General features: G+C 41.5%; 17 protein-coding genes. 7 read left to right on the forward strand and 10 right to left on the reverse strand.

The window, feature by feature from the left end; all coding sequences use genetic code 11:
* Positions 1-122: 122 nt before the first annotated feature.
* Entirely contained in the window at positions 123-1,022 is a 900-nt protein-coding gene (locus tag AC2SLM_RS11340; RefSeq protein WP_486553948.1) for a hypothetical protein, read from the reverse strand.
* A 381-nt stretch (positions 1,023-1,403) separates the two neighbouring features.
* Here AC2SLM_RS11340 and AC2SLM_RS11345 point away from each other — a divergent pair, with 381 nt between their 5' ends.
* Positions 1,404-2,243, forward strand: a complete 840-nt coding sequence (locus AC2SLM_RS11345) for a carbonic anhydrase (protein ID WP_486541335.1) — start codon at positions 1,404-1,406, stop codon at positions 2,241-2,243.
* Between the two features lie 117 nt (positions 2,244-2,360).
* Here the strand turns inward: AC2SLM_RS11345 and AC2SLM_RS11350 are convergent, their stop codons facing one another.
* The 4 genes from AC2SLM_RS11350 to AC2SLM_RS11365 all read right to left on the reverse strand — a co-directional run bounded on the left by AC2SLM_RS11350 (position 2,361) and on the right by AC2SLM_RS11365 (position 5,588).
* A complete protein-coding gene (locus tag AC2SLM_RS11350; protein WP_486553950.1) occupies positions 2,361-3,263 on the reverse strand; it encodes a MetQ/NlpA family ABC transporter substrate-binding protein in 903 nt (300 codons plus the stop codon).
* A gap of 56 nt (positions 3,264-3,319) precedes the next feature.
* On the reverse strand, positions 3,320-4,003 hold the full coding sequence (locus tag AC2SLM_RS11355; RefSeq protein WP_486541339.1) for a methionine ABC transporter permease: 684 nt from the start codon (positions 4,001-4,003) through the stop codon (positions 3,320-3,322).
* Positions 4,004-4,006: 3 nt separating this feature from the next.
* Positions 4,007-4,762, reverse strand: a complete 756-nt coding sequence (locus AC2SLM_RS11360) for a methionine ABC transporter ATP-binding protein (protein WP_486541341.1) — start codon at positions 4,760-4,762, stop codon at positions 4,007-4,009.
* Between the two features lie 619 nt (positions 4,763-5,381).
* Positions 5,382-5,588: a DUF2905 domain-containing protein gene (locus AC2SLM_RS11365; protein WP_486541343.1), complete on the reverse strand. Its 207-nt coding sequence runs from the start codon at positions 5,586-5,588 to the stop codon at positions 5,382-5,384.
* A gap of 263 nt (positions 5,589-5,851) precedes the next feature.
* Here AC2SLM_RS11365 and purD point away from each other — a divergent pair, with 263 nt between their 5' ends.
* Both purD and AC2SLM_RS11375 read left to right on the forward strand, forming a co-directional pair.
* Positions 5,852-7,132, forward strand: a complete 1,281-nt coding sequence (gene purD, locus AC2SLM_RS11370) for a phosphoribosylamine--glycine ligase (RefSeq protein ID WP_486553952.1) — start codon at positions 5,852-5,854, stop codon at positions 7,130-7,132.
* 454 nt (positions 7,133-7,586) lie between these two features.
* A complete protein-coding gene (locus tag AC2SLM_RS11375) occupies positions 7,587-9,065 on the forward strand; it encodes an ABC1 kinase family protein (RefSeq protein WP_486553954.1) in 1,479 nt (492 codons plus the stop codon).
* 69 nt (positions 9,066-9,134) lie between these two features.
* Here the strand turns inward: AC2SLM_RS11375 and AC2SLM_RS11380 are convergent, their stop codons facing one another.
* Complete coding sequence (locus AC2SLM_RS11380) at positions 9,135-9,908, reverse strand: class I SAM-dependent methyltransferase (protein ID WP_486553956.1); 774 nt, start codon at positions 9,906-9,908, stop codon at positions 9,135-9,137.
* Positions 9,909-10,085: 177 nt separating this feature from the next.
* On the opposite strand from AC2SLM_RS11380, the gene AC2SLM_RS11385 reads away from it, so the two are divergent.
* Together AC2SLM_RS11385 and AC2SLM_RS11390 are read left to right on the forward strand one after the other, a co-directional pair.
* Positions 10,086-10,277 carry a DNA gyrase inhibitor YacG gene (locus AC2SLM_RS11385; protein WP_486541351.1) on the forward strand — a complete coding sequence of 64 codons (192 nt, stop codon included), beginning with the start codon at positions 10,086-10,088 and terminating at the stop codon, positions 10,275-10,277.
* A 130-nt stretch (positions 10,278-10,407) separates the two neighbouring features.
* Positions 10,408-11,595 carry an acetylornithine/succinylornithine family transaminase gene (locus AC2SLM_RS11390; protein WP_486541353.1) on the forward strand — a complete coding sequence of 396 codons (1,188 nt, stop codon included), beginning with the start codon at positions 10,408-10,410 and terminating at the stop codon, positions 11,593-11,595.
* A gap of 105 nt (positions 11,596-11,700) precedes the next feature.
* On the opposite strand, the gene ruvA is transcribed toward AC2SLM_RS11390, so the two are convergent.
* The 3 genes from ruvA to AC2SLM_RS11405 form a co-directional block, all read right to left on the reverse strand.
* Complete coding sequence (gene ruvA / locus AC2SLM_RS11395; RefSeq protein WP_486541355.1) at positions 11,701-12,339, reverse strand: Holliday junction branch migration protein RuvA; 639 nt, start codon at positions 12,337-12,339, stop codon at positions 11,701-11,703.
* Between the two features lie 199 nt (positions 12,340-12,538).
* Positions 12,539-12,967, reverse strand: coding sequence for a hypothetical protein (locus AC2SLM_RS11400; protein ID WP_486553958.1), 429 nt, complete (start codon positions 12,965-12,967; stop codon positions 12,539-12,541).
* A gap of 144 nt (positions 12,968-13,111) precedes the next feature.
* A complete protein-coding gene (locus AC2SLM_RS11405) occupies positions 13,112-14,320 on the reverse strand; it encodes a phosphoglycerate kinase (protein ID WP_486553960.1) in 1,209 nt (402 codons plus the stop codon).
* A 417-nt stretch (positions 14,321-14,737) separates the two neighbouring features.
* Here AC2SLM_RS11405 and AC2SLM_RS11410 point away from each other — a divergent pair, with 417 nt between their 5' ends.
* Entirely contained in the window at positions 14,738-15,067 is a 330-nt protein-coding gene (locus AC2SLM_RS11410; RefSeq protein WP_486541361.1) for a TraR/DksA family transcriptional regulator, read from the forward strand.
* Positions 15,068-15,183: 116 nt separating this feature from the next.
* Here the strand turns inward: AC2SLM_RS11410 and AC2SLM_RS11415 are convergent, their stop codons facing one another.
* Positions 15,184-16,227: a serine hydrolase gene (locus tag AC2SLM_RS11415; protein WP_486541363.1), complete on the reverse strand. Its 1,044-nt coding sequence runs from the start codon at positions 16,225-16,227 to the stop codon at positions 15,184-15,186.
* A 677-nt stretch (positions 16,228-16,904) separates the two neighbouring features.
* On the opposite strand from AC2SLM_RS11415, the gene AC2SLM_RS11420 reads away from it, so the two are divergent.
* Entirely contained in the window at positions 16,905-17,540 is a 636-nt protein-coding gene (locus AC2SLM_RS11420; RefSeq protein WP_486541365.1) for a response regulator, read from the forward strand.
* Positions 17,541-17,762 lie beyond the last annotated feature (222 nt).

Below are 17,762 nucleotides of genomic sequence, written 5' to 3' on the forward strand. Positions count from 1 at the left end.
ACTGTACAGTATGGATAATTATTCGCGTTTGATGACCGATTGATTAAAGAAAGGTTTTAGAGAAGATAATTTTATAGGAAATAATGGAAAATTAGCTAAATAGCGGATAGTAGCACGATGAATTAGTTATCGTTTAACAACTGCCACAACACCTTTTTCTGGCGGCTATCGGCTAGCATGTCTGCTAATGATGGCGTCGATACCATTTGATTGACCTCTATACCTTTAGGCAAATCGGTTAGTGCTGCCACCTTAACTTTGTCTGTTTTGGCTAGGCAGAAGATAAATCCGGCTACACTGGCATTGGCAGATTCTTTGTCCATAATGCCTTCACAGATTGGGAATTTCTGATGCTGCGGCTTAAGCGATAGTGCATTTAATAGGCTATCCCATAACTGGGAGACAGCCGCATCACTTTCACTTAAAGCTTTGGCATTGACCAGTAGCACCCAATTTTGATAATGAACACCCAGAATATCAAAGGCATCCACCAACTCTATCTTGGTTTTTTTGTTTTCAGCCGCCGCTTCTTGCGCTTCCGCATCAGGGATAATTTTTTCTTTTAACGCAGCAATCGGGTTGTGGTGTAACTTCTCACGGCTTTGATGCGGATTAGATTCAGGCTGACCCTCTCTTTGCTCAACAGTTGGTTGCTGATATTGCAGGCTGGATAAACCATTTGCCGATTGATTAGACTCAACTGTTGGATTTAAATAAGGCTGCGTAGAAGACGGACCCTGATTCCACCCAGATAATGCTGAGGGGTCTGACGTTGTTTGCTCGCCTGCCACTGGCTGCTGCGAGTCATTCAGTCTATAAGTCTGCGCCATCTGCAGGCGGCTTTGCTGCTTAGAAATCGCTTCATAATCAACACTGCGTGTTGGTGTGTCACGCTGTACCCAAATATCAAGACCCATTAACGCCATGATGTGACGCTGCTGAGCCAGTACAGGCGATACTTCAGCCGTCAACGCATTATCAAACGTTGGTTGTTGCTGAGAGTTGGGCATTGATGCGGGCATACTATCAGATATCATAAAGTGTCAAAATCAGCAGTTAATAAAACGTCCTTAAGCGTAGCAGCAGTTTAACAAAATTCGGCCCAAAACTCGATTTTATTTATCGCTATATTAGCGGCGACCTCTTTTAGCGTTAATTACTTAACGTTTTTAAATAGTTAAACATTACACAAAACTCACACAAATGCCATAACAGTCTGACCACTCACTGACCTTACTTCTTATTAAATAGCGATAACAATAGTACGGATACCCTTGTATACTGCCATTGTCTTCTAACCTAACAATTGTAGATATTTCAGTAAGTACTGCTACTTACGCTAATTTCTCATCATTTATAAACAGCACGATTTTATTAATTTACTTATTTCAGGATGAAATACCATGAACCACACTACTCTTTCGACCATTACGCTTGCTCTTATCGCCTCATTAGGACTTAGTGCTTGTAACAATACCCAACCTTTACAACACTCCCCCGCAAACAGCTCGTCAGTGACGACTGACCATAAGCAGTCTAACGCTCATGATGACTCACATGAAGCCACTTGGGGCTACACCGGTAATATGGGTCCAGAATATTGGGGTGATGTCCATGGTAATGAGACCTGCTCAATCGGCAAACAGCAGTCGCCTATTAATATTACTCGTGTTTTAAGCAGTACTGATGCAGCGCCTAGTATCAGCTTTGGCGTTTCTGATATAGAGATTAGTCATAACGGACACACTATTGTTTATACGCCAAAAAGCGGCAATAACACCACGCTTATCAATGGCGAAACCTTTACCTTACTCCAATTCCACTATCATGCGCCAAGTGAGCACCAATTTGCCGGTGTTAATTATCCTGCCGAAGTTCATTTTGTCCATGCCAATGCGGCAGGCGAGTTAGCCGTTATCGGTGTCATGTTAAACCCAACGTCAGCCACCAATGCATTAGGCAATCTGACACAGATTAGTAAAATCGTCACTCAAACTGACGAACCTGCTTTAGTGACGGGCGTTGACTTAACCACATTACTGCCAATGCATAGCAGCTTTTATAACTATGCCGGCTCATTGACTACCCCGCCGTGTTCAGAACAAGTGCAATGGTTTGTTGCGGATAAGCCATTAGCAGTTTCAAGTACTGAGCTTGCCATGCTTAGCCAACTGTATACGGGTAATAACCGCCCTATCCAGCAACAAGGCGATAGACAAGTTATCCGTTTAGACAGCAAATAAATCTTTATCTACAAATAAGGTGATGGATTATTTTTTATAATATAATCCATCATCCATAAAAAAACCTAGCAATTGCTAGGTTTTTTTATGCTTAAAGACATAAAGTCCTATTAAACATTACTGAGGCGCATTCTCACCTGTTGTTTCGGCTTCGCCTTCTTGCTCTTCACCCCAAATCTTAGGATATTTGTAGCCTGGGAAGGTTTCGTGAGCATACGTCTTGAAGCTTGGTGAATTATAAGCTGCTTCTACATCTTTCACCCATTTCGCATCTTTGTCTTCTGCACGAACCGCTGACCAGTTCACATAAGCAAAGCTTTTTTCTTGGTATAACGCATCTGTTAAGTTAATACCTGCGTCTGTCGCATAGTTACCATTGATAACGGCAAAGTCTACTTCGTCACGAGCACGTGGCAATTGAGCGGCTTCTAATTCAACGATATCGATGTTCATTGGGTTAGTAGCAATATCAGACTTAGATGCAGTTAATGGATCAACGTTATCTTTTAATGAAATCCAGCCTAAGTCATTCATCATAACCAATGCACGCGCAAAGTTACTTGGATCGTTTGGCGCAGATACTTTCATACCATCATAAGCATCTTCTAATGAAGTCTTTTTACCTGAGTAGATGCCTAGTGGTGCGGTCGGTACTTGGAATACTTCAACCAAATCAAGGTTATTTTCTGCTTTGAACGTATCTAAGTAAGGCTTATGCTGGAAGATATTGATGTCTAAATCACCTTCCGCTAGCGCCAAGTTTGGACGTACGTAATCAGTAAAAGTGGTTAGCTTCACTTCGTAACCTTGGGCTTCTAGCTCACCTTTTACTTGGTCACGAACCATATCAGCGAAATCGCCTTCAGTGGTACCGATCACAATACTGGTTTTCTCGTCTGATGCGGCAATGCTTTCATCTGCTGCATTGTCATTGCTACTACAACCAACCAATACCAAACCTGAAACACCAGCTACAGATGCAGCGGCTAAAACGTTACTACGGATTTGTGCTAAATTCATGACATCTTCCTTTTATTAAAAGTCATATCTTACGGATTGAAAATCTAATTGCTTAATTAACGCTTGTCTAATTTTGTCGCAAGCCAGTTACCCAAACCTTGAATACCAATCACCATCACTGACAGCATAACGACGATAAATATCATTACTTCGGTTTGATAACGGTAGTAACCATAACGAATCGCGAGGTCACCTAGACCGCCACCGCCAATCATACCGGCTGCCGCTGAATATGACAGCAAACTAATACATAAAATAGTCACTGACAGGACGAGACCTGAACGTGCTTCGGTTAATAGCACTTTAATAATAGTCATCGGACTGGCGCCCATCGACTCACTAGCCTCAACAATACCACGTGGTACTTCGCGTAAGTTTTGCTCGACAAGACGTGCAAAATAAAACGAGCCTGCAATAGCCAATACTAAGGATGCTGCAACCGGTCCGATACTGGTGCCAATTAACGACTTAGTAAACGGACTCATTGCAATCATCAAGATGACAAAGGGGAATGCGCGCATAAAATTGGTAACGCCGCCCAATATGGCATACAGCGATCTATTTTGTAGAAGCTGCTTATCACTGGTCAAAAACAAAAACACACCAAACAAACCACCGATAATAATGGCTGCTGTGGTCGAAATACCAAGCATGACAAAAGTGTCGATAGTCGCTTGCCAAATCTCTTTTCGAAGTTCCCATAGACGGGCGTAGGCATCATTAAAAGTCACTGCTAACATTGTTTAATCCTCCTGAACTAGGCCGCTGCCAATTTCAGTGTTCGCGATAATTTGACCATCAACAATCTCAGCCACCTCTAATAAATGCCCATTGTGTAACAGCGCTGCGCGGTTACAAATGCGGCGAATCACACTCATTTCGTGAGTTACGATAACGATTGTCACCCCTAATCTTTTATTCACTTCTTTTAATGTGCTTAGTAGCGCCCGCGTTGTCGCAGGGTCAAGCGCACTGGTTGGCTCATCCGCCAATAGCACTTTTGGATTCGGTGCAATCGCGCGTGCAATACCCACACGCTGCTTTTGGCCGCCAGATAGCTGCGCTGGATAATGATTGGCTCTGTCCGTTAAATTGACAATCTCCAAGCACTCCATAACCCGCTCATAAATGTTATTTTTGGCGTAGCCCGATACTTTAAGATTAAAGGCCACATTCTCAAAAACAGTGCGGTTTGACATCAAATTAAATTGCTGAAAAATCATGCCCACATTATGGCGCGCCACACGTAGCTGCTTAGCATTCAGACTGGTTAATACCTCGCCATCAATGGTTACTGTACCGCCATCTGGACGCTCTAACAGATTCATCAGGCGCAGCAATGTTGACTTGCCCGCACCTGAATAGCCCATCAAACCAAAAATCTCACCTTGTTTAATGTTTAGTGAGATAGGCTCGACAGCTGTAAACCAATGCAGTTTGCCATCTTTTTGAGTCTGAAATTTTTTATATACTTGATCTAAAACAATCATATCTTTCATGGCAGTTATCTTAAATATTAAATTTACAGCTTGAAGGGTCGCGCAAAAGCAAGAGGACATACACAATTTGATACGTGAAGTTACGCAAATTGTGAAACGCAGTAATATAGCATACTGCACTTAGAATGGCATACACTTATACAAAATATTCTCATGCCGGTGTGGAATATTAGCCGCTAAAAGACTGCTTAGTTTAGAACTTAAAAGGTTAAATTAGCCTAAAAATTCAAGATGACTACCGATGCTCAATTACAGCGTAATGGGTATTAATTAGGGCGTGTGGAACATTCGCAAATTAGCACTGCTGATAGCTAAAATTGTTTCAGACTAGGCGTAAACCGTAGTTAATGTCTATACCTTGACTAGGTTTGCAACAACGTCTGGGACGATTTTAGCATCAGCCTCACTCGAGCACATCTCTCGCCTTGCGAACGGGCAAAGCAGTGCTTTGCTTAATCCGTTCTCAGGGGCGGGACTCTTTTTTGCCAATATATTGCGAAATTGTCTAACTTAGAATGACTAAGCGTCAAAAATTTCACTGCATATTGACTAAAAAATAGTCGCCGCCAGTGCCATGGTCGAATGTTCCACACGCCCTAATATAATGAAGGGCATTCTATTAGCGATTAAATAAATTAAGCAAAATACTAAGTACCAAGCTCACCACAATCATGGTCACAATGGGAAAGTAGACGCGGGTATTGCCCGATTCATAACGGATATCACCAGGCAATTTGCCAAACCAAGACAAAGCACTTGGAAATAAAGTCCAAATCAATCCGATAACAACAAGCATAACTCCGATGATTATGAGTATTTTTGGCATATTTACACCTTTTTAAAGCTCGCATTTGAGCGGTTCATTTTTAATTCATCCCTTATTATACCGATTGCATCCCTGTACATTGGTATTAAAATAAATTCCTTGTTATTAAAATGAATTCTAAGCCTCATTCATTCACTTTTAACTAAAGAGCAAGCAACAAAGCTGCCCCCTATACGGCAGAGTTTGATAAAATAGCAGAATTATTTATTAACGATTCGATTTTCATCAAGTAAATTAAACTATAAAGCGAACAAGGGTTTTCTATGAATATTTTAGTGATTGGTTCTGGTGGTCGTGAACATGCACTTGCTTGGCAATGTGCAAAAGACAGCAATATTGACACCGTCTATGTGGCCAATGGCAACGCTGGTACAACTCAAGAACCAAAATGTAAAAATATTGACCTTGATACCACCAATCACGATGCGGTAATCCAGTTTTGTCAAAACAATACTGTGGAGTTAGTGGTTGTTGGCCCAGAAGCGCCGCTAGTAGCAGGTCTGGTAGATGATTGTAATAAGGCAAACATCGCAGCTTGGGGACCCACTGCATATTGTGCTCAGTTAGAAGGCTCAAAAACCTTTGCTAAAGAATTCATGTTAGCAAACAACATTCCAACCGCTAAATACCAAGGCTTTACCGATATCGAAGCAGCCAAAGCATACGTTAATGAAAATGGCGCACCTATCGTGGTTAAAGCAGACGGTCTTGCTGCTGGTAAAGGCGTTATTGTAGCCGAGACCGTTGAGCAGGCGCATGAAGCCATTGAAGATATGCTAGGTGACAACAAATTTGGTGATGCCGGTAGCCGTGTGGTAATAGAGCAGTTTTTACAAGGCGAAGAAGCCAGCTTTATTTGCATGATTGACGGCGACAATATCCTACCAATGGCGACAAGCCAAGACCACAAACGTATCGGCGAAGGCGATACCGGTCCTAATACTGGCGGTATGGGTGCCTACTCCCCTGCCCCAGTCGTTACCGATGAGGTTCATCAAAAGGTCATGAGCCAAGTTATTGAGCCCGTGGTTAAGGCTATGAAAGACGCCGGTCACCCTTACACAGGATTTTTGTATGCTGGTCTTATGATTGATGAAAATAATGACCCATACGTGATTGAGTTTAATTGTCGCTTTGGCGATCCAGAAACTCAGCCAATTATGATGCGCCTGCAAAGCTCATTAGTAGAGCTGATTCAACAAGGCGTTGCTGGCAAACTACCAAAAGAGGCGAAGTGGGATGACCGCGCAGCATTAGGCATTGTACTGGCGTCTAAGGGCTATCCTGAAAGTTCATCAAAAGGTGATGTGATTACTGGTCTACCGCCATTAGGTGACGACGATACGGTTAAAGTCTTCCATGCCGGCACTAAGCACGATGGCAAGCATGTGGTAACCAATGGTGGCCGTGTATTATGTGTAACCGCATTAGGTGATACCATTGCAGACGCACAGCGTGCCGCTTTAGAGGGTGCTGCTTCTATTCAGTTTGATGGTGCACATTATCGCCGTGACATCGGTTACCGTGCACTAAATCGTGGCTAACTAGTCATTGATTTACTAATCAGATGTTTCTTTAGCTTAAAGGAATATATGTTATAAAAAGAGCAGTCTATCTTTATATTGCAGCTTTTTGTCTTATAAATAATAGATTGCTTTTTTTAAATTGGTTTATCTAAATTAGACAGTTACAGACGCATCTATTGTCAACTAATAGAGCTACAGGCAATACGCTGTTTTAGCGCTTAGGCTATACAAGGGTTTCGTGATACTCTATCTTCAAATGACAATTACAATGTTTAACTGTGCGTCAGTTGCTTCTCGGTTAACAGACTACTTAGCAGCTTAATTTAATGCTATTATCGACCCTAGCGATGCGGTATCGTCATTAATAACCTTTTAAAATTAATAACCTATTATTAGTGCCAATCCTAATTACTTATATTGCTGTGCAGGTAGGTTTTACGCTGCAGAGCACTATTTTCAATATGGCTTAATCATGTCAAATTCATCAACACCCGTACCAACACAAGAACAAGAACCAGACAGTACTCAAGGTCAAACTGGCTCAGTGCCTACCGAAATGAGTGAGCTCAAAACTTCTCGATTAGACAGACGTCTATCCATTGCCAAAACGTCGCTTAATTTAGGCCGACGCTGGGCGGGTAATAGTTTTGGTGGCTTGTTCTTGAGCAAAGAAGCCAAGGCTTCACGTAATCAAGCCTTTATGAAAGAGCAAGCCGCTTATCTAGCAGATGAATTGGGTAAATTAAAGGGCTCTGTGGTCAAGATTGGTCAAATGTTGGCATTGTATGGTGAGCATTTTTTACATCCTGAAATCACAGCTGCCCTGCACCGTTTAAATGACAGCACTGCTAGCCTATCATGGGCTGTGGTTGAAAGAGCACTGCTTGACCAATTGGGTCAACAGCGGTTAGATGAGCTAGAGGTTTCGCATATCCCTATCGGCACCGCTTCTCTTGCGCAAGTCCATCGTGCGACTATTAAAGCTACAGGTCAGCAAGTGGTATTAAAAGTTCAATATCCTGGCGTTGCAGATGCAATTGACTCAGATTTAAGCTTATTTAAGCACCTGCTTAAAGTTACCAATGCCGTTCCTCAAACTAAGGCGCTTGATGAGTGGTTTAATGAAATTAGCGATTTGCTCAAAGTTGAGGTCGATTACAAAGCAGAGGCGGCAACGACTCAGCGCTTCCACCAGCGTCTAAAAGAAGATGAGCGCTATGTGGTACCTCAAGTTTTTGAAGCCTACTCTACTGATAGAGTCTTATGCTTAAGTTATGAAGAAGGTGTACCGGTTACGGATGCCAATTTACAAGCGTTATCACAGCAGCGCCGTGATAATCTGGGTAAAGCGGCGATTGATATCATGCTCAATGAGATATTCGTTTGGGGTGAGATGCAAACTGACCCTAACTTCGGTAACTATCTAATTCGCTCAGAGCCTGTCGATAAGCCTGATGGCAAGGACAAATTAATCTTATTAGATTTTGGTGCGATGCGTCAGTTTGATGATCATCTGCTCAAGATTGCTCGCAATCTTATGCTGGCAGGCTTCTATTATGACAAGCAGTCAATGATGGACTCGATGACTGGCTATGAGTTCTTTGATACTATGACCCAAGAGTCTAAAGCCAATATGGCCGATGTTTTCTTATTAGCGACCGAGCCATTTAGAGCGCCGACGTCACTGAATGAGACAGCCAATGAGCTTGTCGATGATGAAGGTTATTATCACTGGGCAGACAGCAACTTACACAGAAGACTAATGGAAACGTCTGGTAGCGCCATGCAATCACGTGAATTCAGCCTACCGCCTAAAGAGTTTATGTTTATTAGCCGTAAATTCATTGGTGCCTATACTTTCTTAACTGTGCTAGATGCGCGTACCAATACTTATGATACTATTAGTAAATTTGTGCCAATTAACATGACCTCAGACCCTCATGTTAATTAGTCTTATTTATGCATTAAATTATAAAAAAGAGACCTTAACAAGGTCTCTTTTTTTATATGCAATTAGCGCTTACTTGATAGATGCTTTTAACTCATCCGATATCCAATTATCAAAGTGTGTCACATAGCCTTCAGGTTTTACGATATCTAACTGCCAACATATCTCGCCTCGTGCCAAATACTTAATTTCAAAATGGGTGCGGCGACTCTCTTTAGGAATCTCACTTTTTTGAGTGGGCAGATGCCAAGTATTTAACGCTTGCTCATACGCGTTATCAATATAGTCTGTAATATTACTGGCCAATACCACCTTGCCTTTTGCTTTTAATCGAGACACTAAAAACTCAAAAAACGGCATATTAAGCCACTGCTGATTGGGGTTTTTAGGTTCAGGATTGGGATACAACAAATAGATCATATCCACACTTTTTGGTGGCAGTGCATACACACAATAAGGAATAGCGTCTGCATGAACCGCAAGCAAGTTATCAAGCTCGACCACCTCTTTAACTACCGAGTCCACCAGTCCAGCAAATGCAGTAAATTTATTCTGAGTGCGCTCAATGGCAATCAGGTCATGCTGCGGATTTTGTTTTGCATATAGACAAGCATGCATGCCTTTACCTGCTCCAATCTCCACAACCAGTGGACGCTCATCGGCCGATTTATCAATCACAAAACTTGGTAATACAAAATCTCGCGGCGGATTAAGCTTATCTGGTTTAAATTGACGCGCCTTGTCATGACTCACCTGAATATCATGGCTAACCTGCTCATTAATAGTTGATGAGGACTCAGCCAGTACAGAGGGCTTGACTTGCTTAGGGAATTGAGAGTTAGACATAGTATTGCACACACTTGGTTAAATGGGGGATGGAGGAAATAAAATACCTTTAGCATGACATACTAAGCATGATAACTTTATGGACGGTGCCATATTAGGACTAACGCTCTCATGCTATAATTTAATGACTTATTATAACATTCTATAAAGCCACCTATTATTTTAAGACACTTATTTATGACTAATCAGACTGTTTCCACACACAAAACCTACCCTTGCCCGCAGTGCCAAAAGCCAACTGTCTGGCAAGATAATCCTTATAAACCCTTTTGCAGTGATCGCTGCAAGCTTATAGATTTGGGTGCATGGGCCAATGAAGATTACCGCATGCCCGCACATGATTCGCCATTTTCACAAGAATTAGAATAAAAGTTTTTTTGCTAGCAATAGACGACTTATACTCTAATAATCTATGCTTTAATGACTTGTGCTCTATCAACAGACACCAAACACTTAGCACCACCCTATTCTATTCTCCATTAATCATAAAGGTCTTACTATGTCAGCGTCTCACTCTTATATCATGCCTACCTATGCACCGCAGCCTATCAGTTTTGAGCGTGGCGAAGGCAGTTGGCTTTATACCTCTGATAATACAGCCTATCTGGATGCATTAACCGGTATCGCTGTTTGCGGTCTGGGTCATTGCCACCCTGATGTGACCAAAGCCATTCAAGAACAAGCAGCGACTTTGGTACATACCAGTAATTTATTCAAAATAGACTGGCAAGAAAAAGCAGCCGAATCGCTATGTACTGCAGCTGGAATGGATAGCGTATTTTTTGCAAATAGTGGCGCTGAAGCCAATGAAGCAGCATTAAAGATGGCACGTTTATATGGTCATAATAAAGGATTCAAACAGCCTAAAGTGATTGTCATGGAGCATGCGTTTCATGGCCGTACCTTATTGACGGTTTCTGCGACAGCAAATCCCAAAGCGCGCGCCGGTTTCTTTACCTTGGATAATGACTTTATTCGTGTACCTTTCGGTGATGTTGAGGCTATTAATCAGGCCGCTGCAGAACATGATGATATTACCGCCGTTTTTCTAGAACCTATTCAAGGTGAAGGCGGCTTAAATACCGCAAAAGATGGTTTTAATTATTTAGATCAAGTGCGCTCTATTTGTGATAAAAATGACTGGTTATTTATGCTAGATGAGGTTCAAACAGGTAATGGTCGTACCGGTAAGTACTTTGCCTATCAGCACAGCAATGCTAAGCCTGATGTGTTATCAACCGCTAAAGGCTTAGGCAATGGGTTCCCTATTGGTGCCTGTATGGTCAGTGGCCGTGCTCGTGACCTATTCCAAGCTGGCAGTCATGGCTCTACCTATGGCGGTACACCTTTAGGTAGCCGCGTGGTGCACAGCGTATATAACGTTTTACGTAATACAGACATCATGCAAAATGCCACTACTGAAGGAGATTACATTCAAAGCAGCCTACAAAACGAGCTTGGCTCTTTGGGCGTAACCACTCGTGGTCATGGTATGATGATCGGTGTTGTACTACCTGAAGACACAGATTGCAGCAACTTAGTGAATGATGCGCGTATCGATGAACAGCTTATCTTAAACGTCACTGGTGGTCATGTGGTTCGCCTACTGCCGCCGCTTAACTTATCCCGTACTGAAAGTGATCAGGTGGTTGAGCGATTAATCAGAGTCATCAAAGCCACGCTATAACAAGTTCACATAGCTAAAAAAAAGCGTCATAGCAGCTAATTTAATAAGCTGTTATGACGCCTTTTTTATGTATTAATATTAACCGCTCATCTACTCTAAACTTAATTAAAAGCTAGACAACTGACGCAGGGTTAGTTTCAGTAAGCCTTGAGTATTAACAATATCCTGCCCTGCTTCTGTCTCACGCGCAGCTTTAATCGCAGCTTGCGCTTCTTTATCGCGGTAGCCTAGACTAATAAGTGCTGATTCTACTTCTGCTAATATAATGCCTTCGTTAGCAGCGACGCCTCTTGCTTTTGCAACCTCAGGTGTTACATCGAATAAGGTACCGATGGTATCAATGTTATCAAATTTACCTTTTAGCTCAATGAGCAAACGCTGTGCGGTCTTTTTACCAATACCTGGTACTTTCACCAAAGCTGCTTCATTATCACTCTCAACGCAGTGCTTTAACTCCGGTGCTGACATGGTCGACATCATCGCCAACGCCATTTTTGCGCCGACGCCATTAATACGAATTAATTGACGAAACACATCACGCTCACTTTGATTCAAAAAACCATATAACAATTGTGCATCTTCACGCACATGCAAATGTGTCCATAATACGGCTGGCACATCTAAATGCAGCTGACAAAAATCTGGCAATGGTAATTCTACTTCATAGCCCACCCCAGATGCGGTCATAATACATGCCACGGGTGCAGATAAATGGCACACTCTACCTTCAATAAGTCCAATCATAATCGCTATTCTAATTCCTAATAGTAAGTCTTGGTATTATAACAAAGATAGCCGTTTGCTTTTCATAAACCCCAGTTTTAAAACCGATAGTACACCCATAAAAAAAGCCCTGAATAATCAAGGCTCTTTTTATAATAATGATAGTGATATTATTTATTGTTTAACGTTCAACAAGCAATAAATCAACTATCAATAGTTATTAGTACTGCTGATCTTCGTCTACGGCTTCTGAAACTGCTGGATCAGCTTGTAAATCAGTGTCTGCTTTAGAGGCAGCACTGTTAGCTAAATCATTTGCACCCTCTGATACGGCGTCAGCACCATTAGAAACTGCATTAGATGCACCTTTAACAGCAGAGTTTGCGCCATCGCCAATTGCTTCACCAGCATTAACGGCTGCGCCTGATACTACTGCACCAGCAGTTTGAGCACCGTCAACAGCTGATTCACCTAGGCTACTAGCTGTTTCGCCAGCACTATTTGCTGCATCAGTGATATCATTACCAGCGCTTTCTGCAGCTGATTCAACAGCGCCTTGATCAGCAGCTTCCTCAGTTTGTTGGCTACATGCAGTCATAGCGAATGTACCAGCGATAAGACTCGCTACTAACAGTTTACGGTTTAGCATAAAAACTCCTTGAATGTGATAATCATATTTTTCAATATTTTAATGAGGATATCGTTAAAACACAAGTAATAATTCGTAACTTAGGTTAAGTTTTGCTAATAATATCGGTAAGTTATATAGAATATTTGTATCATTTACATGATATTATAAAGAGCTATTGGCTTCTAATGCAGCAACGGCAGGCAATGTTTTACCTTCAACGAATTCTAAGAAAGCTCCACCGCCTGTTGACATATAGCTAACCCCATCTTCGATACCAAACTTATGGATTGCTGATAAGGTATCACCACCACCGGCAATTGAGAAGCCTTCGCTGTCTCTCACTGCTTCTGCTAATAGACGGGTACCTTCTGCAAACGCATCTACTTCGAATACGCCTACTGGACCATTCCATAAGATAGTAGCTGCATTTTTGACGCAATCAAAAATATGTGTTGCACCTTCAGCAGCGATATCCAGAATCATCTCATCATCGCCGACTTCATCTAGACTACGTTTAATCGGAGTCGCTGAAGCAAGCGAATTGATGAAATCATCAAAGTTTATTTCATTTTTATTAGCCACTACCACGTGCTCTGGTAATAAAATATCTGTTTGGGTCATGATGCTTTTTGCTGTATCAATCATATCAGCTTCATAAAGTGACGCACCCACAGAGTGGCCTTTTGCGGCGATAAAGGTATTGGCAATACCACCGCCCACGATAATTTGATCACAAATTTTCGCTAAGCTGATTAATACATCCAGTTTTGTAGATACCTTAGAACCACCGACAATGGCTACTAATGGCTTCTTAGGTTTATTTAGTGCTTTTTCTAGTGCATCCAACTCAGCGGCTAATAAAGGACCGGCACAAACCACTTTACCTGATTTGGCTGCAGCAGTAATCACACCTTCTGTCGACGCTTGCGCTCTGTGCGCTGTGCCAAATGCATCCATAACGAATACATCACATAGATCTGCATAATGCTGTGATAAGGTTTCGCTGTTCTTTTTCTCGCCCACATTAAAACGAACGTTTTCTAATAAAACTACCTCACCTGGCTCAACATTGACCGCTTGTTCTGCATATTCTTTATTAAGCGATACCATTTTGCCCAGCTTCTCTGATAAATAATCGGCTACCGGCTGTAATGAATATTTCTCTTCATATTCGCCTTCTTTTGGGCGACCTAAATGTGAACAAACCAACACTGCTGCACCTTTTTCAAGCGCCAGCTTAATTGTTGGAAGACTAGACTGTAATCGAGCATCGTTAGCAATTTTGCTATTTTGAATAGGCACATTTAAATCTTCACGAATTAATACTGTTTTGCCCGATAAGTCTTGGTTTTCCATTCTAGCGAAGTTCATGCCGTTACCTTTAATCAATAAGAGTTAAGTGGTTGAGATTAACGTTGTACAAGATTTGGGGGATTTTAGCATATTTTTTAGGCTAACTTTGAGTCTCAACGGCAAATTTTACGTTATTGTGGCTGCCCTCACGCTTACCGTCTGTAAACCATTTTCTTAATAATAAATGCTATTATAATAAACATAAGCCATCAGCATATTTTTAATACTGACCTGTTATTTTATTCTCATCAAACGATTAAATAATAAAACCCATACCCTTCCAATCTGCATCGGACTTTAATCGAACATTGCGACTATTTGTAAAACAGTCGTGCGATGTTGACTGCTTATATTGATATTAAACCAGTATAAGCGGATGATATGCCTAATAACAAATAAAGGTTGGAAGAGAATTAACTTTATAGGAGAAGTATCATGAGTAGAGATTTTACCAAAGCCCAAGCGCGTTTATTAGAGCTTGAGCAAGAGTATCAAAACCGTATCGACAAAATCGAAGACCACATTCATAATCCGCAAGACGATTTAAATGAGCATTGGGACGACCAAGCCATTTCTATGCGGGAAAACGACATGCGTAAACGTCTGTTACTAGAAGCGCAGCAAGGTCTAACCTATGTCAAAAATGCATTAAGCCGTATCGAAAATGGTACTTATGGCGAGTGCACTGTTTGCGGCGAAGAGATTGAAGAGAAGCGATTAGAAGCCGTTCCTTACGCCACCTTATGTATGGAACACGCCTCATAAGTGGTTGATTTAGACTAAATAAATCGTTTGAACAATAAAAAAGAGCCCTAATTTATATTAGGGCTCTTTTTTATTGTTCTAGTATTGAGTGTTTAGTACTAAATCCTCAAGAATGCTTAGATAGAACGACGTAACGCTAGATTATTTAGGATAGTCTCTGCATCTTTCCAGCGCGTGGATGAGCTGTTCGCACCCAATAATACAATGATAGCTGGACGATTATTCACACGGGTCTCCATAACCACACAACGGCCCGCTTCATTGATAAAGCCTGTTTTTGAGATACCGATTGGGTAGTTACCATCACGAACTAAGTAGCTGGTATTACGCGCAGGATACGTACGGTTACCTGCTGAATAGTTAGCCACAAAGAAATCATAGTCGCGAGTGGTTGAGAAACGACGGATTACTTCATATTGACCAGCTGCCTGTACCATTTTTGCTAAATCAGCAGGTGAGGCAACATTACGCTTATCAAGACCCGTTGGATCACCAAAGAAAGCGGTCGACATACCTAAGGCACTTGCCTTTCGGTTCATATCACGCATGAAGGCATCATAGCCACCTGGATAATGTCTAGCCAGTGTTTTAGCTGCTGGGTTTTCAGACTTCATTAGTGTCATTAATAGCAGTTCGGCACGGTTCATGCGATCGCCTGCTTTTAGACGAGAACTGGCACGTTTAGGACCAACGAAATCAACTGGATCAAGAACGATCTCTTCACGCATGTCCAAACCCGCATCAAGTACGACCATAGCAGTCATCAGCTTAGTAATTGAAGCAATTGGACGCGCTACTTGTGCATTTTTCTCATACAGTGGCTTACCTGTTTCAACATCCATAACCAACACACCACGTGAGCCGGTTGAGATTGGCAGGGTATCATAGAAGCTTGAGTTGCTGCTAAAGTTACTTGGGGTGTTGAAGGTCTGTGCTGACGAGTTGCCGACATTACCATTATCTATACGGCGTATTTTATTGCCATTTGAATACATGATAGTGCGGGCCTCTGATAAGCCACCTGCATTGCCCCAGCTCACTTTGGCTTTACCAGGTTCTGCAATGGTCAACGCAGCATTAGATGCTGAGCTTACGGTACCCAGACCCAATGCGATGCAGACAAAGATAAAGGTTTTATTGAAAGATTTATTTATGCTCATGTGTCATCCCATTTGAGTCGTTAAAATAATAAAAGAATGTAGTAATTGGAGTACCTATCATTTGAGTAGCGCACCATTATCTCATAGATAATCAATGTGGCTACTTGAGCGGTCGGTGCTCACATGGAAAATTGATACAAGTAAACGCAAATTTTATAAATCTCGTCAATAACTCAGTGTTCCGATATTTATTTTGACGAATATATTAGATATTTCACTTAATAGATATATAATCACGCTATACATTTTATGTAAGGGTTGTGTCACTTAGTATTAAGGGCTTATAAATAACAAAATAGATACTCTTGATAACCTCATTTGCTTGCCAACCCCCTCTATAGTACGGGTATCAATCCATATTATTCCAAGTTTATAAATAGATAGCAAGTCTGATAGCAGGGGCTAATGAAGCCTGCTACACAATGTCTATCCTCTAATTATTAATGAGGAAATTCATTAATAAAAAAGATATGAACTAATACGTGGATAAACTATATTAATACTTAATCTAACCCGTATGTCAATTATCTTAACACCATTTACAATACGCGTTAAGTACTAATTCTCAAGTATACGCTGCTGTTAAGGTGTGTTGTCAATTCAAAACAAACCATTTACGATGCAGCAACATAAAGATACTGGTATGATTACTTTAAAAGACTTTTGGATACATAATTATGATTAAAGTATTGGTAGTAGACGACCACGATTTAGTGAGAATGGGCATTAGCCGAATGCTAGCAGATGATCCTGAAATACAGGTCATTGGAGAAGCAGATAGCGGCGAAGAAGCGATAAGAATGGTTCGCTCTCTTGCGCCTGATGTGGTGTTACTAGACGTTAATATGCCTAATATTGGCGGTGTGGAAACAACAAAGCGTTTGCGTCAATTCAATGATAAAGTCAAGATATTGGCCGTCAGCAGTGTATCTACTCAGCCCTACCCCTCTATGCTCCTTAAGGCAGGCGTGAACGGCTATATCACCAAAGGTACACCCTTAGTAGAGATGATTAAAGCTATTAAGAAAGTACATCAAGGTAGTAAGTACTTTAGTAGTGATGTCGCAGAGCAATTGGCAGATATGCTATTAACCGATAATGAAGAGTCTCCCTTTGACCGTTTGAGCGAGCGAGAAAAGCAAGTCGCTATGATGGTGGTTAACTGCCAAAGTCCGCAACAAATCGCCGATCAGTTATTCGTAAGTGTTAAAACAGTTAACACCTATCGTTATCGTATTTTTGAGAAGGTTGGGGTAGACAGTGATGTTAAACTGACTCATCTAGCCATGCGTCATGGTTTAATCACTCCTTAGGCCATGACAAGTAAAATTTTAGCTTAATTGTATTTGGCTTAGCAGCATAACCTCAATGCTTAAGCCGGTTTACTTTGACTTCTCTGGCTCAGTTATTAGGGCGTGTGGAACATTCGACCATGGCACTGGCGGCGACTATTTTTTAGTCAATATGCAGTGAAATTTTTGACGCTTAGTCATTCTAAGTTAGACAATTTCGCAATATATTGGCAAAAAAGAGTC

The organism is Psychrobacter sp. CX16 (assembly GCF_057396245.1).

What these genes read in the sequence shown, in the direction of transcription:
- AC2SLM_RS11345 (WP_486541335.1), top strand. Translation starts at nt 1,404, where the DNA reads ATGAACCACACTACTCTTTCGACCATTACGCTTGCTCTTATCGCCTCA.
- AC2SLM_RS11410 (WP_486541361.1), top strand. Translation starts at nt 14,738, where the DNA reads ATGAGTAGAGATTTTACCAAAGCCCAAGCGCGTTTATTAGAGCTTGAG.
- AC2SLM_RS11365 (WP_486541343.1), bottom strand. Translation starts at nt 5,588, where the DNA reads ATGCCAAAAATACTCATAATCATCGGAGTTATGCTTGTTGTTATCGGA.
- AC2SLM_RS11355 (WP_486541339.1), bottom strand. Translation starts at nt 4,003, where the DNA reads ATGTTAGCAGTGACTTTTAATGATGCCTACGCCCGTCTATGGGAACTT.
- purD (WP_486553952.1), top strand. Translation starts at nt 5,852, where the DNA reads ATGAATATTTTAGTGATTGGTTCTGGTGGTCGTGAACATGCACTTGCT.
- AC2SLM_RS11380 (WP_486553956.1), bottom strand. Translation starts at nt 9,908, where the DNA reads ATGTCTAACTCTCAATTCCCTAAGCAAGTCAAGCCCTCTGTACTGGCT.
- AC2SLM_RS11350 (WP_486553950.1), bottom strand. Translation starts at nt 3,263, where the DNA reads ATGAATTTAGCACAAATCCGTAGTAACGTTTTAGCCGCTGCATCTGTA.
- AC2SLM_RS11420 (WP_486541365.1), top strand. Translation starts at nt 16,905, where the DNA reads ATGATTAAAGTATTGGTAGTAGACGACCACGATTTAGTGAGAATGGGC.
- AC2SLM_RS11375 (WP_486553954.1), top strand. Translation starts at nt 7,587, where the DNA reads ATGTCAAATTCATCAACACCCGTACCAACACAAGAACAAGAACCAGAC.
- AC2SLM_RS11415 (WP_486541363.1), bottom strand. Translation starts at nt 16,227, where the DNA reads ATGAGCATAAATAAATCTTTCAATAAAACCTTTATCTTTGTCTGCATC.
- ruvA (WP_486541355.1), bottom strand. Translation starts at nt 12,339, where the DNA reads ATGATTGGACTTATTGAAGGTAGAGTGTGCCATTTATCTGCACCCGTG.
- AC2SLM_RS11360 (WP_486541341.1), bottom strand. Translation starts at nt 4,762, where the DNA reads ATGAAAGATATGATTGTTTTAGATCAAGTATATAAAAAATTTCAGACT.
- AC2SLM_RS11400 (WP_486553958.1), bottom strand. Translation starts at nt 12,967, where the DNA reads ATGCTAAACCGTAAACTGTTAGTAGCGAGTCTTATCGCTGGTACATTC.
- AC2SLM_RS11405 (WP_486553960.1), bottom strand. Translation starts at nt 14,320, where the DNA reads ATGAACTTCGCTAGAATGGAAAACCAAGACTTATCGGGCAAAACAGTA.
- AC2SLM_RS11390 (WP_486541353.1), top strand. Translation starts at nt 10,408, where the DNA reads ATGTCAGCGTCTCACTCTTATATCATGCCTACCTATGCACCGCAGCCT.
- AC2SLM_RS11385 (WP_486541351.1), top strand. Translation starts at nt 10,086, where the DNA reads ATGACTAATCAGACTGTTTCCACACACAAAACCTACCCTTGCCCGCAG.
- AC2SLM_RS11340 (WP_486553948.1), bottom strand. Translation starts at nt 1,022, where the DNA reads ATGCCCGCATCAATGCCCAACTCTCAGCAACAACCAACGTTTGATAAT.